The organism is Porphyrobacter sp. HT-58-2 (assembly GCF_002952215.1).
Lineage (GTDB): Bacteria > Pseudomonadota > Alphaproteobacteria > Sphingomonadales > Sphingomonadaceae > Erythrobacter.
The window spans coordinates 3,226,956-3,240,352 of sequence record NZ_CP022600.1; the positions used below are offsets into that span (position 1 = coordinate 3,226,956).

General features: G+C 65.4%; 9 protein-coding genes, 1 tRNA gene, 1 rRNA gene and 1 pseudogene. 9 read left to right on the forward strand and 3 right to left on the reverse strand.

Annotated features, from left to right (window positions below; genetic code table 11):
* Positions 1-37 precede the first annotated feature (37 nt).
* From CHX26_RS15265 to CHX26_RS15300, 8 genes are all read left to right on the forward strand, one after another.
* Positions 38-2,539, forward strand: a complete 2,502-nt coding sequence (locus CHX26_RS15265) for a chemotaxis protein CheA (RefSeq protein ID WP_104943113.1) — start codon at positions 38-40, stop codon at positions 2,537-2,539.
* Positions 2,536-2,988, forward strand: a complete 453-nt coding sequence (locus CHX26_RS15270) for a chemotaxis protein CheW (protein ID WP_104943114.1) — start codon at positions 2,536-2,538, stop codon at positions 2,986-2,988. Before CHX26_RS15265 ends, CHX26_RS15270 begins: the two co-directional genes overlap by 4 nt.
* Before the next feature lie 79 nt (positions 2,989-3,067).
* Positions 3,068-3,433 carry a response regulator gene (locus CHX26_RS15275; protein WP_104943115.1) on the forward strand — a complete coding sequence of 122 codons (366 nt, stop codon included), beginning with the start codon at positions 3,068-3,070 and terminating at the stop codon, positions 3,431-3,433.
* Positions 3,430-4,620, forward strand: coding sequence for a chemotaxis-specific protein-glutamate methyltransferase CheB (cheB, locus tag CHX26_RS15280; protein ID WP_233997195.1), 1,191 nt, complete (start codon positions 3,430-3,432; stop codon positions 4,618-4,620). Before CHX26_RS15275 ends, cheB begins: the two co-directional genes overlap by 4 nt.
* Positions 4,621-4,632: 12 nt before the next feature.
* Complete coding sequence (locus tag CHX26_RS15285; protein WP_104943117.1) at positions 4,633-5,484, forward strand: CheR family methyltransferase; 852 nt, start codon at positions 4,633-4,635, stop codon at positions 5,482-5,484.
* A 127-nt stretch (positions 5,485-5,611) separates the two neighbouring features.
* Entirely contained in the window at positions 5,612-7,156 is a 1,545-nt protein-coding gene (locus CHX26_RS15290; protein WP_233997196.1) for a putative bifunctional diguanylate cyclase/phosphodiesterase, read from the forward strand.
* Entirely contained in the window at positions 7,153-8,967 is a 1,815-nt protein-coding gene (locus CHX26_RS15295; protein WP_233997197.1) for a methyl-accepting chemotaxis protein, read from the forward strand. The genes CHX26_RS15290 and CHX26_RS15295 overlap by 4 nt, the downstream gene beginning before the upstream one ends.
* A gap of 95 nt (positions 8,968-9,062) precedes the next feature.
* Positions 9,063-10,925: a methyl-accepting chemotaxis protein gene (locus tag CHX26_RS15300; protein ID WP_104943118.1), complete on the forward strand. Its 1,863-nt coding sequence runs from the start codon at positions 9,063-9,065 to the stop codon at positions 10,923-10,925.
* A gap of 70 nt (positions 10,926-10,995) precedes the next feature.
* On the opposite strand, the gene CHX26_RS15780 is transcribed toward CHX26_RS15300, so the two are convergent.
* Positions 10,996-11,391: a hypothetical protein gene (locus CHX26_RS15780; RefSeq protein ID WP_146107755.1), complete on the reverse strand. Its 396-nt coding sequence runs from the start codon at positions 11,389-11,391 to the stop codon at positions 10,996-10,998.
* Positions 11,392-11,463: 72 nt separating this feature from the next.
* On the opposite strand from CHX26_RS15780, the pseudogene CHX26_RS15310 reads away from it, so the two are divergent.
* A pseudogene (locus CHX26_RS15310) lies at positions 11,464-12,619 on the forward strand (IS3 family transposase).
* A 337-nt stretch (positions 12,620-12,956) separates the two neighbouring features.
* Here CHX26_RS15310 and CHX26_RS15315 read toward each other — a convergent pair.
* Both CHX26_RS15315 and rrf read right to left on the reverse strand, forming a co-directional pair.
* Positions 12,957-13,033: transfer RNA gene (locus CHX26_RS15315), tRNA-Met, on the reverse strand.
* A gap of 228 nt (positions 13,034-13,261) precedes the next feature.
* A 5S ribosomal RNA gene (gene rrf / locus CHX26_RS15320) occupies positions 13,262-13,376 on the reverse strand.
* Between the last annotated feature and the right edge of the window lie 21 nt (positions 13,377-13,397).

Consider the following 13,397-nt stretch of genomic DNA (forward strand, 5'->3'; position numbering starts at 1 on the left):
ATGAAGCGTCCCGAACGGCAAAAGGGCGCGCAACCTGATGGACGATCTGCTGGCGGAATTCATCGCCGAGACCCGTGAAATGTTGGAAGCCTCCAGCGGCGAACTCGTCGCCTGGGAGACCGATCCAACCGATCGTGCGCGCCTTGATGCGATCTTCCGCTTTGTCCACACGGTGAAGGGCAATTGCGGCTTCTTCGACTTCCCGCGCCTTGCCGCCCTGTCCCACGCTGCCGAGGATGCACTGGCCGATTGCCGCGCTGGCAGGCGCGAGCCGGACAGCGCGCTGGTCACCGCGGTGCTTGCCATCATCGACCGGATCGCGGCGATGGTTGATGCCATCGAGGCGGGCGAGACCTTGCCCGAAGGCGATGATGAAAGCCTGATCGCACGGCTCGATGTTTCACATGAAACACCCGCGAAAACGGGGTACGAAGGGGGGGCTGACGGGGGTCAAGAGGGGGGCAAGCAGCCACCTGACCCCGATCTGACGCCCGCCAAACCCGCGCAAGCCGCCACCAGTGACGATCACGCCGCGCCCACCCGCCGCAGCGATCCCGCCGCCCAGCATGCCTCCGGCCAGCGCACCATCCGGCTGCCGGTGGAGTTGCTCGACCGGGTCATGAGCGGCGTGTCCGACATGGTGCTGGCCCGCAACGATCTTGCCCACCGGCTGCGGCAGGCGGGCAACCAGCCGACCATCGACGGCCCCTTCGAGCGGCTCACCACCATCCTGTCCGACGTGCGCGACGCGATCACCCGGATGCGGATGCAGCGGATCGAAACCCTGATGGGCGTCCTGCCCCGGCTGGTGCGCGATCTGGCCACCGACCTCGGCAAGCAGGTCATCGTCGATCTTGACGGCGGCGAGGTGGAGCTTGACCGCGAGATGATCGAGACCGTCCGCGATCCGCTCACCCACATCATACGCAACGCCATCGACCACGGGATCGAAACCCCGGCAGCCCGCCTTGCTGCGGGCAAGCACGAAATCGGCCTGCTGGCGATTTCGGCGCGCCAGTCGGGCAACACGATTGCGATCGCCATTTCCGATGACGGGCGCGGGCTGGACGAGGAACGCATCGCCGCCAAGGCCATCGCCACCGGCCTCATCACGCCGGCAGAACGCGCCGCGATGAGCCGCGACCGCGTGCTGAACCTCATATTCGAACCCGGCTTCTCCACCGCTGAGACAGTCAGCAATGTCTCGGGCAGAGGCGTCGGGCTCGATGTGGTGCGCCAGAATCTCGAAAAGGTCGGCGGCAGCATCAAGGTGGCAAGCACGCCGGGCAATGGCACCGTGTTCACGCTCCAGATTCCGCTCACGCTCAGCATCATCGCCGGGCTGACGGTCGAAGTCGCCGGACACCGTTTTGCCATCCCGCAATCCTATGTCGAGGAAATCGTCCAGGCCTCGGCCAAGGCGCTCGACATGACCCGCATGGGGGAAACCGCGCTCGTCACCTTCCGGGGCGAACGCGTGCCGTGCCTGATGCTGGGCGAGGTGCTGGGGCTTGCCGCAGACGAATCCGCCGCTGCCGAACCAACCCTCGTGATGCTGCGCCTTGCCAGCGGCGATCTGTTCGCGCTGGCGGTGGAGGGCATCCACAATCACGGCGATCTGGTGGTCAAGCCGCTGGCGCCTGCCGTGATGCGGTCGGGCCTTTATGCCGGATCGACGCTGCTCGATGATGGCCAGCCGGTGCTGCTGCTCGATGTCACCAATATCGCCGCGCAGCATCATCTGCTGAGCGAAAACCGCGCAAGGGTGATCGGCCCGCAGGATGCCGACGCCGACGCCATCGCCGCTGACGCGCCGCGCGCGATGCTGTTCACCGATTTCGCCGGGCGCCGCTGCGCCGTCCGACTTGAGCTGGTGCAACGCATCGAGACCGCACCGACCAGCGCGATCGACCGTTCCGCCGCGCGCCCGCGGGTGGTGATCGACGGGCTGATCCTGCCGCTGATCGGCCTGCCCGAAGGCCCGCTTTCCAACCACCGCGTGCGCCTGCTGCGCCTCAGCGACGGGGCGTGCGAACTGCTCCATGCGGTGCGTGAGGTGGAAGACGCGGTCGAACTGACCGAGGCGCTGACCCCGGTGCCGGAAGATCCGCTGGCCGAGGCGATGACGCTGATCGGCGGCCAGCCGGTGACGCTGATCGACGCGCACGCGCTGTTCGCCCGCCATGGCGAGCCACCGGTTGCAACCGAACGCCCGGCCTGCATCCTGCCGGAAGGCGACTGGGCGCGCACCATCCTTGCCCCGCTGGTGAAGGCTGCAGGCTATGAGGCCGTGACCGCGGATGCCGCAAGGAGCGGCGCGGTGACGATCATGTTCGAAGAAATGTGGGAGGTTGCCGAGGCGCTGGGGCGCAGTATCGAAGGCCCGGTGATCCGCCTGCGCGATCAGCCCGATGCCCCGAAAGGCAGCCCGACGATATACCGCTATGATCGCGACGGGCTGCTCGCCGCGTTGGCCGCAGTCAGCCGAGGCACCGGCACATCCCGGCGTCGATCAGGCCGATCAGGAGGCAAGCCATGACCGGAGAACTTCTCGTCATCGCCCGCATCGCCGGACGCAGCTGCGCGCTGTCGGCGCTGGAGGTGAAATCGGTGATCGAGATCGGTGCCGTCACGCCGATCCCGCGCGCCCCCGCATGGATTGCGGGTATCACCGCGCTGCGCTCTCAGGCGCTGACCGTGATCGATTGCCGCCGCGCGCTGGGGCTGGAGGCGACGATCTGGGCGACCGATCATCGTGCGGTGGTGGTCGCCGAAAGCGGCCATTCCTATGCCCTTATGGTCGACGGAATCGACGACATCACCACCGCAGTCGGCGAAGTCGGCCAAATTCCCGGCGGGTTCGGGGCGGAATGGTCGCGCGTTGCCACGGGCATGATCGAGACCATGGCAGGCCCTGCCCTGCTGCTTGATCTGCCCGCGCTGCTGGCCGGGCCGGACAGCCCGCACCGCGACAAGGAAGCGGCATGACCGTAACCGATCGTGCGCGGCTTTAATCCTATGCTTACCAGATCGACCTAGGTTCAGAGCTCAAACCGCAGGAACCGCCATGAAAACGTGCCTCGTCGTCGATGATTCCCGGGTGATCCGCAAGGTTTCGAGGCATATCCTCGAAACTCTCGGCTTTGCCGTGGAGGAAGCCGAAAACGGCAAGCTGGCGCTGGATGCCTGCGATGCGGCGATGCCCGATGTGGTGCTGCTCGATTGGAATATGCCGGTGATGACGGGGATCGAATTCCTCGGCCATCTGCGCCAGCGTCCCGGCGGCGATCAGCCCAAGGTGGTGTTCTGCACCACCGAGAATGATGTCGCGCACATCCGTCAGGCGATCAGCGCAGGGGCCGACGAATATGTAATGAAGCCCTTCGATCACGAAACCTTGCAGATCAAGTTGCAGCTTGTCGGGTTTGCGTGAGCGCTCCGACCTCTCCTTCGCGCCTGCCTCCGGCTCCGGATGGCAGCGCCCGGCGCGTCCCTGACAGAAGCGGCGGCGCACTACCCGCGATCCGGGTGATGATCGTCGATGATTCGCTGACCGTCCGCACGATCTTCAAGCGCATGGTGGAAAGCGACGCGGCGATGGTGATCGCCGGCACGGCCAGCAGCGCAGAAGGCGCGCTGGCACAGCTGGCCGCTACGCCCGCCGACGTGGTGCTGCTTGATCTGGAAATGCCCGGCATGGGCGGGCTTGGCGCTCTGCCTGCGATCCTCGCAACGCCCGGTCGCCCGCAGGTGCTGGTGGTGTCGTCGCTGACGATGGACGGGGCGGAACACACGCTCGCTGCGCTGGGGATGGGGGCGGCGGACACGCTGCTGAAGCCGCGACCGGGCGGGTTCACCGATGAATATCGCACCCAGTTGCTCGGCAAGATTCGCGCGCTCGGCTGGCACCATGCCGAAACGGCTGCCGCCAGCCCGGGCGGGGGTCAGACCATGCGCCAGACACCGCAGACCGGCGCACCGAGCTTCGTGCGGCCTGGGATTGCCGCGTGCGGCCGCCGGCCTGACGTGATCGCGATCGGCGCTTCGACCGGCGGGATCCACGCGCTCGGCCTGATGCTGCGCCAGATGGGGCCGGGGTTCGATCTGCCGATCCTTATCACCCAGCACCTGCCCGGTTCCTTCATGCCGGTGTTCGCGAGGCAGATCGAAACTGCGTGCGGTCGTCCGGCAGAGATCGCTGCGGATGCAATGGTGCTGACGCCGGGGCGCATCCTGATCGCGCCGGGCCACGGTCACCTCACCCTGCGTCGCAAGGGGGCGGAGCTGGTCACCCGGATCTGCACCGAACCCTCCCCCAGCGGCTGCATGCCCTCGGTCGACCCTATGCTCGCCAGTCTCGCCGACGCCTGCGAAGGGCGCGCGCTTGGCGTGATCCTGTCGGGCATGGGCCGCGACGGGGCGCTGGGCGCGCAGGCGCTGGTCGATGCAGGCGGCGCGATCTTTGCGCAGGATGCCGATACCAGCGCAGTATGGGGCATGCCGGGCGCGGTGGCGCGGGCCGGGCTCGCCAGCCTGATCGCTCCGCCGGACCGGCTTGGCGATGCTGTCATGGCGCGCACCGGTGCAGCACCCGCCCCCACCGCTGCGGCGCTGCGCTAAGGCCCGGACGCGATGGACGCCAGCGAAGCCTCCCACCAGATCATAGCCGATCTGCTCGAAGCCCGCACCGGTCAGCACCTGACCGAGAGCCGGCGCTGGCGCGTCAATTCGGCGCTCGCCGGGATTTTCCGCGCGCATGGCATCAGCAATGTCGATCAGCTCGTCTGCCTGCTCGCTGATCCCGGCACCGCCGACCTTGCACAGGAAGTGGTCGAGGCGCTGCTCAACAACGAGACCTATTTCTTCCGCGACAAGCCGACCTTCGACCAGCTCCCCGCCGAAATCCTGCCCGAACTGGCCGAACGCCGCCGCGACGTGCGCCGCCTGTCGATCTGGTCGGCAGGCTGTTCGACCGGGCAGGAGGTCTATTCGCTGGCGATGATCTTTGCCGAACAGAAGGAACGCTGGCAGGGTTGGACCATCGACATCATCGGCACCGATGTCTCGCACCGCGCGATCAACGCCGCGCGCAGCGGCATCTACAGCCAGTTCGAAGTCCAGCGCGGGCTGGGCGTGACACAGATGCTCCGCCATTTCGAGGAGACCCCGCGCGGCTGGCAAGTGCGGCAGGAGGCCCGCGCGATGGTGCGCTTTGTCCAGCACAACATGCTCGGCCCGCACCCCGGACGGATCCCGTTCGACCTCGTGCTGTGCCGCAACGTGCTGCTCTATTTCGATCGCGCCACCCGCACCGAAGCCTTTGCCCGCCTGTCCGGTGCGGTGATGCCCGATGGCTTCCTGATGCTGGGCGCGGGCGAGACAGTGGTTGGCCAGACCGACCGCTTCGTGCCCACCTCACGCCGCGCAAGCTTCTTTGAACCAGCCTGCGCGCAACCCACCGTAACATTGCGCAAAACGGCCTGAAACGCCGCTTTTCCGGGATTTTCTGCGATCCCGCGTGGCCCGTGCTTTACGCTTCGTTAGCCGCTTATCTTTAGGACAATCGGTTGGCAGCGTGCTCTGACCGGCGCGCGTTTCGGGAAAACCGTTCGTGTTCAAGGCGAAACAACCCCTGCACCTGACGCCCACCGGCCTGGTGGCGATCCCGATCGCGGTGGCCTGTGTCATGACCGGAGCGCTGATGCTGGCGGTCAGCCTATCGGATCGCTGGGTCATCGGATCGCATGGCGCACTGCTGATTTCGGCGATCCTGATCTATGCAGCGGCACTTTTCTTTCTCGGCCGAAGCGGCATTGCCAATGTGCGCGGGCTGGAAAAGCGCGCGATCACCGATCCCCTCACCAATCTTCCCAACCGCCATGCCTTGCACGAAGATGTGCAGCAATTGTCCGAAACTGGCGAGGAAGTCGCGCTTGCGATCATTGATCTCGACAGCTTCAAGCAGGTCAATGATCACTATGGCCACGCTGTCGGCGACCAACTGATCGAAAGATGCGCGCAAATGCTCAGTGCTGTCTGCGGCGATGAAGCGCGCGCCTACCGGCTGGGCGGTGACGAATTCGCGGCCGTGATGGGTGGCAAGGTGGCCGGCACCATCCTTGAAGGGATCTGCCGCACCCTGCTCGATCAGCTCGGCGCGCCGGTCACGCTCGGCCATCGCCATATTGCCGTAGGTGCCAGTATCGGACTTGCCCGGTCGACCCCCGATTGCCGGGTGCCGTCTTCGGAAATGCTGCGCCGCGCCGATGTTGCCATGTCGATGTCGAAGCGTGGCGGGAAGATGCGCTGCACCTGGTTCAACGAAAGCTTCGACCGTCGCCGCGAGCGCATGCGCGAGATCGAGGACGAAATCCGCACCGGCATTGCTGCGGGCGAATTCAGCCTTGCCTATCAGCCGCTGGTCAGCACCGAAGATACGCGCATCGTCGCCGTCGAAGCACTGCTGCGCTGGGACCGGGGGGAACGCGACCCGCTCGGTCCCAATATCTTCATTCCGGTGGCGGAGGAATCGGGGCTTATCAATCCGCTCGGCATCTGGGTGCTGCGTCAGGCCGTGTGCGACGCGCTGCGCTGGGGCGACATCACGCTGTCGGTCAATATTTCGGCCGCACAGCTGCGCAATGCCGAATTCCCGATCAAGCTGGGCGAAGTGCTGGAAGAAACCGACTTCCCCCCGCACCGGTTGGAACTGGAAGTGACCGAGACCTGCCTTGTGCTTGATCCGGTGGTGGCCGAACGCACGCTGGACGTGATCCGCAGCTTCGGCGTGCGCATTGCGCTCGATGATTTCGGCACCGGCTATGCCTCGATCGGCTTCCTGCGGCGCTTCCGGTTCGAAAAGCTCAAGCTGGACCGCAGCCTTGTCGAACTGGCGGGCGTGGATGATGGCAGCCGGGCGATGATGCTGTCCTCGATCGCGCTTGCCCGCGCGCTCGACATGGGGGTGACAGCCGAGGGTGTCGAAACCGAAGAACAGGCCGAACTCGTCCGTCTTGCCGGGTGCGACCAGATTCAGGGCTGGCTTTACTACCGCGCACTGCCTGCGGCCGAGATCGACCGGCTGATCGCGGCGCAGGACGCCGCAACTGCTGCCGGCGCCGCCGGGCAGAGCCGCAAGGGCGGGCAAGCGGCATGAGCGCGCTGCAGGATATCGCTCTCAATCTCGAAGCCGAAGCGGCGGAAAGTCTCGCGGCGGCTCCCGCTGGGCAGGCCACCCGCAGCGGCCGCTTGCGGCGCGGGTTCGATGCGCTGTCGATCGGCAGCAAGATCACGCTGTTCTTCAGCGTCAACCTAGGCCTTGCATTGCTGGCTGGACTGTTCGTGGTCGGCGGCTATGTCGAACTCGGCCAGCGGGCCGAACGCAGCCGGATCACACATGATCAGGCGCTCAAGGCCGAACGCCTGCTGGTGCAGCTGAGCGAAAGCCAGCGCCATGCCGAAATGCTGGTTGTGGATGGTAACATTGCCCGCGCCCGTGCTGCGCGCGAGGCGCTCGACCGCGCCGGTGTCACCGCTGCGGCACTGACCGATGATGCACGCAGCACCAGCATCATCGCCGATGACCGCCTCGTCCAGATCCGCCAGGGTATCGTCGACCTCAACCGTCAGGTGACAGCATTCGACCCGGAAACCGGCGATAGCGCGAGCCGTCGCCGCGATGCTGCCGCCATTGCCGCGGCCAGCGGCGCGGTGCTGGAAACGGCCCGCACTATGACCGCCACGCTGGGCGAGCAGGCGGCCACAATGGCTGATGACGGCGCTGCGCTGATTTCCAACCTTTTGGCCATGTGGATCGCTCTGGCGACAGTTCTGACGCTTATCACTCTGTTCGCGCAGCGCTATTTCAACCGCAATGTCGGGATGACACTGACCGAGATGGCACGCCAAATGTCGGCCATTGCGGCAGGACAGCGCGATATCGCGATCATCGGCAAGGACCGGCTCGACGAAATCGGCGCAATGGCGCGCGCCACCGAAGTGTTCCACCGCGCCGGCGTGCGGCTGGAAAAGCTCAGCCGTGAACGCGCCGACCGCGCCCGCGCCGAGCTTGACGAACAGGCGCGAATGCAGGTCATCGCCGAAGAGGCGCGGCTTGAACGCGACCGGGTGCTGCAAGGCATCGCTGAGCAGTTCGAACGCACCGTTGGCGAAGTCGTCACCGGTGTCGTCGCCGCCTCTAGCCAGCTGCAATCGACCGCCAGCCTGATGGCGAGCACCGCCGAAAGCACCAGCCGCGGCACGGGCGAGGTCTCTGCCTCAATGGAGGAAGCAACGCTCGGCGCAACCGCAGCAGCCGCCGCCAGCGATGAATTCGCCATGTCGATCGGCGAGATCAGCCGTCAGGCCGCCTCATCCGCGACGCTGGCGCGCGAAGCCAGCCTGTCGGCGCGGCAGGCAGACAGCACCATCGGCGCCTTGTCGGCATCGGCTGAGGAAGTGGGGCAGATCGTCGAGCTGATCCGCACCATCGCCCAGCGCACCAATCTGCTCGCCCTCAACGCCAGTATCGAAGCCGCACGCGGGGGCGAGGCCGGGCGCGGCTTTGCGGTCGTCGCCAGCGAGGTCAAGGAACTCGCCAACCAGACGTCCCGCGCGACCGAGAAGGTTTCCGAACAGATCCGCGCGATGCAGGACACCACCGACGCCAGCGTCACCGCGCTGCGCACTATCGCCGCTCAGATCGAAAGCCTTGAGACGACCGCTGTCTCGATCGCGGCTGCTGTCGATCAGCAGTCGGTCGCCGGGCATGATCTGGCGCGCAGCATCGATCTGGCCGCGCGCGGGACTGAAAAGGTCGCCGGTCATATCGACAGCGTGCGCGAGATGGCGCTTTCGACCGGTGCAGCGGCAAGTCAGGTGCTGCTCAGCGCCACCAGTCTGGAAACCCAGGCCGCCAGACTGCGCGGCGAGGTGCAGGACTTCCTTGCAAGGGTGCGCGCCGGCTGATCCGCAAATTCCCGTAATCCGCCGGGCCAGAATCAAGCATTTGGAAAGGAATATCCTTCACAAATGCTTGCAACAGAGCCCCGGGGGATTGCGGCATGAACATGATGAGCTGGCAGGAGCACCGCGAGGAACAGGCCGTTCCCGAATTCGTGCGTGACCTGCGTGTCGATCTCGAACGTCAGGATGGCCCCGGCGGGGTGGGCGGGGGTGCTGCTGCACAGCGCACCACGCTGCTCGAACGGCTCGCATGGTTCCGCAACCTCTCGCTGGCACGCAAGATCAACACGATCTTCGGCACATTCTTCGCCGTCGGCCTGCTGATGACGCTGGTGCTCGGCCTCGGTCTGACCGAATTGTGGAACCGCTACAATGCTTCGGCCCGCGTGCAGGAAACGCTGGTCGCCGCCGGGCAGCTGCAATCGGGTGCGGGGGAACTGCGTTATCATTCGGTGCGCGTGCTGTATGATCGCAGCGGCGCTCTGCGCGAGGCCCAGCGCAGCAGTGCGAGCGCCGTGCTGAGCCAGATCACTGCAATCGAGGCCGCTGTCGGCAAGGATCTGCCCGAACTCTCCACCGGGGTCGCCGACGTGCGCGAAGAGCTCGTCAGCTTCGCAACAACCTTTGACGCCGCCAGTGACAGCGTGCGCGCCGGGGGGAGCGCGAATGCCGCTGCGGCCGATGTCTCGCAGCAGGGCAGCGCCGTGATGGCCGCCAGCGACCGCCTCGCCGCCGCCATCGCCGCGCGCGGCGAAGCGCAGGAAGCCCGCGGGATCGCCTATTTCTTCAACATGATCGTGATACTCGCCATCCTCGCCGCGATCGGTGCGGTGGTGCTGATGCTCGGCCTTGCCTATCTGTCGCGCGATTTTTCGCGCAAGATCGTCGAAATCGCGGGCGGGATGAACCAGCTGGCCGAGGGTGACCGCCACTTCACCGTCGAAGGGGCCGATCGCGAGGACGAAGTGGGCCAGATGGTCCGCGCACTCGACCTGTTCAAGAAGGCGAACAAGTGGATGGAAGACCGCGCCCGCGAACGCTCGGAGCGCGCAGAGCAGGAATTGCAGCTGCAACAGGAACGCGAGCGTGAGCGGGCCGAAGCCGAAGCCAAGCGCGCAGCGCTGCTCGATGATGTCGCCCGCCAGTTCGAACGCACCGTCGGCGATGTGGTAAGCGGCGTTGCGGCCGCTTCCAGCCAGCTCCACACCACCGCCAGCCGCATGGCCCAAAGCGCAGAGGAAGCCAGTCGCCGCACTGGCGAAGTCGCCGCCTCGATGGAAGAAGCCAACGCTGGTGCCACTGCCGCTGCTGCCGCCAGTGATGAATTCGCCTTATCGATCAGCGAGATCAGCCGTCAGGCCGCCTCCTCCAGCGAATTGGCACGGCTTGCCACAGTCGCGACCGGCGAAGCGGACGAAACCATCTCGGCTTTGGCAGCATCGGCCGAGGAAGTCGGCCAGATCGTTGAGCTGATCCAGACCATCGCCCAGCGCACCAACCTCCTCGCCCTCAACGCCAGCATCGAAGCAGCGCGCGGCGGCGAGGCAGGGCGCGGGTTCGCGGTTGTCGCCAGCGAGGTCAAGGAGCTCGCCATGCAGACCAGTCGCGCGACCGAAAAGGTCGCCGACCAGATCCGCGCCATGCAGACCACCACCGGTGCCAGCGTCAAGGCGCTGCGGGCGATTGCAGGCCAGGTGCGCGATCTCGAATCCACTGCTGTCTCCATCGCAACCGCAGTCGACCAGCAATCGGTCGCAGGCCGCGATCTGGCGCAGAGCATCGACCTCGCGGCGCGCGGAACCGAGAAGGTCAGTGCGCATATCGAGGATGTGCGCCAGCTGTCACTGTCCACGGGCGCGGCGGCTTCTCAGGTGCTGTTGAGCGCCAACGAGCTGGAAGCGCAGGCGGCGCATCTGGGCGATCAGGTGCGCGGTTTCCTGCGGACGGTGCGGGCGGGGTAGCGACGCTGCCTTCGTTTCGGCGATAGGCCTCGCGGATCTGTAATGGACGTGAGCACAACCTAGAGCGTGCTTAGTCGGGACGCTTCATGGCCTTTCTGATGGCCCGGACAGCGCTCTTACGCACAGGCTCCCAATGGGGCGGCAAAGGCGGACAGGCCGAAATCAATCCTAGCGAAGTCTCGTCGCCGAAGAACCTTAGGGCGCACAGCAGGGAAGCCCACTGATCTTCGCTCGCCGGGCGCGCCGATGCTGCATGCAGAAAATCCCGGCCAACCACGCGGTCCGGTTCGGTCGGGCCACCGGTCGGGCTATTCATCGCAGCAAGGTTGAGGGCATTGACGATCGCTCCTGTCTGCTGAGGGTCAGCCCGACCGGCAATTTCGTCACTCGCTGCAATTCGCACGACCGTAGCCAGTGCCTCATCAGTTTTCAGCGCCTCGAGGAGGCCGAGGACAAAGGGGAGCAAGTGGGGGTGACCTGCCCCCCGCTGGCTCCCTCGATTTGATGTAGAGTCTGCCCTGATCGAAGGAGCAGATGAATGAGGAAGAGTCGTTTTACCGAGGAGCAGATCATCGGCATGATCAAGGAGCAGGAGGCTGGGCTGCCGACTGCCGAGGTTTGCCGGAAGCATGGATTGAGCCCTGCCACCTTCTACAAGCTGAAGGCCAAGTATGGCGGTTTGGAGGTATCGGAGGCGCGGCGTCTGCGACTGCTCGAGGAGGAGAACAGCAAGCTCAAGCGGCTGCTGGCCGAAAGTGTGTTGGACAATGCGATCCTCAAGGACCTCTTGGGAAAAGTCTGACGACGTCAGGCCAGCGACGGGACGTAGCGCTCGGCGTGATGCGAGATTACACCAGATCTCACAGCGCCGGGCCTGCGGGCTGGTTGGCGTCGACCCCAAGACGGTCAGGCGAGAACGTCCGCCTGACCATGCCGAGATCCGCGAGGAGATGCGCGAGATCGCCGCTCAGCGCCGTCGGTTTGGATACCGGCGTGTGGGCGTCATGCTCGAACGCAAGGGGCATGTGATGAACCACAAGAAGCTCTACAGACTCTATCGCGAAGAAGGCTTGTCGGTGCGGCGACGGCGCGGTCGCAAACGGGTACGCGGCAGTCGGACGCCGATGCCAGTGCCGCTGCGGCCGAACGATCGCTGGTCGATGGACTTTGTGGCAGACACCTTCGGCGCTTCCCGCAGGCTGCGTATCCTGGCCATCAACGATGACGCCTGCCGGGAGAACCTGTGCCTGCTGGGGGACACCAGCATCTCGGGCGCTCGGGTCGCACGTGAACTCGACACGCTGGTGCGGCTCTATGGCAAACCGGCTTGCATCGTCAGCGATAACGGGACGGAGTTTACGAGCCGGGCGATCCTGAAGTGGGCGAGCGAGAACCGGGTCGAGTGGCACTACATCGATCCGGGCAAGCCGCAGCAGAATGCGTTCATTGAATCGTTCAACGGGTCGCTGCGCGACGAGCTGCTCAATGAGGAGCTCTTCGACAGCCTCGCCGATGCCCGGCGCAAGCTGGCGGTCTGGCGCTACGATTACAACAACGTCAGGCCGCACTCATCCCTGGGGAACCGAACGCCGGCACAAGCGCGCCGGGCGTTCCTGCAAGATGGAAGCATCACACCCGGCGCGCTTGTGCCGGCGGGCGAGCACGAATATCAAAACGGCGGACTCTCGTTATGAACGCGGGACCAACGGGGGGCAGGTCAGGATGCGTTGCTGCTTGCAGGAGGTGCTCGACTTCCAAACTGCCTTTCGCTGCCATCCGCGCGAGCGCTAGGATCGAAGGGTGGGTCATCGGTGAGCGTTCCTCATTTTGCCGCGTGAGCGAACCAAGCCGCGCTTTGGTCAGCGCGGGCCCGCGTGCTTGAGCCGATATCCCATAGCTTGCTGACTGCAAATCCGACGCACGTTGGCTGCCCATTCAACGCTGGCCGGGCCGAGAGAGCGCAAACGTCGATTGCGCCCGGCAGCAGGGCTGCGGGCGTGATCTTGCGGTGTTGTTCCGGGTTTCAAACGGTGGTTGCGGGAGTTGGATTTGAACCAACGACCTTCAGGTTATGAGCCTGACGAGCTACCGGGCTGCTCCATCCCGCGATACCGTTTTTCTCTGGCGATCCTCGCTCTCACGACCTGCGGTCGCGTCGCTGCGGGCGGCCAGTCGGCCTTGCGACTCCTGCGGAGCCGGTTGGCCTGCTTCCTCACCGTTAGGATAAGGAAGCGCGCCTGCAGTGCCATAGGCACCATAGACGCCAAAAGGGCCGCCCTTGCGGGTCAGCCCTGTTGACTTGTGAATGGGTCAAACCCGCTCCCACTGGTCGCAATGCCTGGCGACGACCTACTCTTCCAACGCTTGAGCGTTAGTACCATCGGCGCTGTCTGGTTTCACGGCCGAGTTCGAGATGGGATCGGGTGGGTCACAGACGCTATGGCCACCAAGCAATGGGACCAGTGGATGCGG

Coding starts and splice junctions, on each gene's coding strand:
- CHX26_RS15265 (WP_104943113.1), top strand. CDS start 38: ATGGACGATCTGCTGGCGGAATTCATCGCCGAGACCCGTGAAATGTTG.
- CHX26_RS15270 (WP_104943114.1), top strand. CDS start 2,536: ATGACCGGAGAACTTCTCGTCATCGCCCGCATCGCCGGACGCAGCTGC.
- CHX26_RS15275 (WP_104943115.1), top strand. CDS start 3,068: ATGAAAACGTGCCTCGTCGTCGATGATTCCCGGGTGATCCGCAAGGTT.
- CHX26_RS15285 (WP_104943117.1), top strand. CDS start 4,633: ATGGACGCCAGCGAAGCCTCCCACCAGATCATAGCCGATCTGCTCGAA.
- CHX26_RS15295 (WP_233997197.1), top strand. CDS start 7,153: ATGAGCGCGCTGCAGGATATCGCTCTCAATCTCGAAGCCGAAGCGGCG.
- CHX26_RS15300 (WP_104943118.1), top strand. CDS start 9,063: ATGAACATGATGAGCTGGCAGGAGCACCGCGAGGAACAGGCCGTTCCC.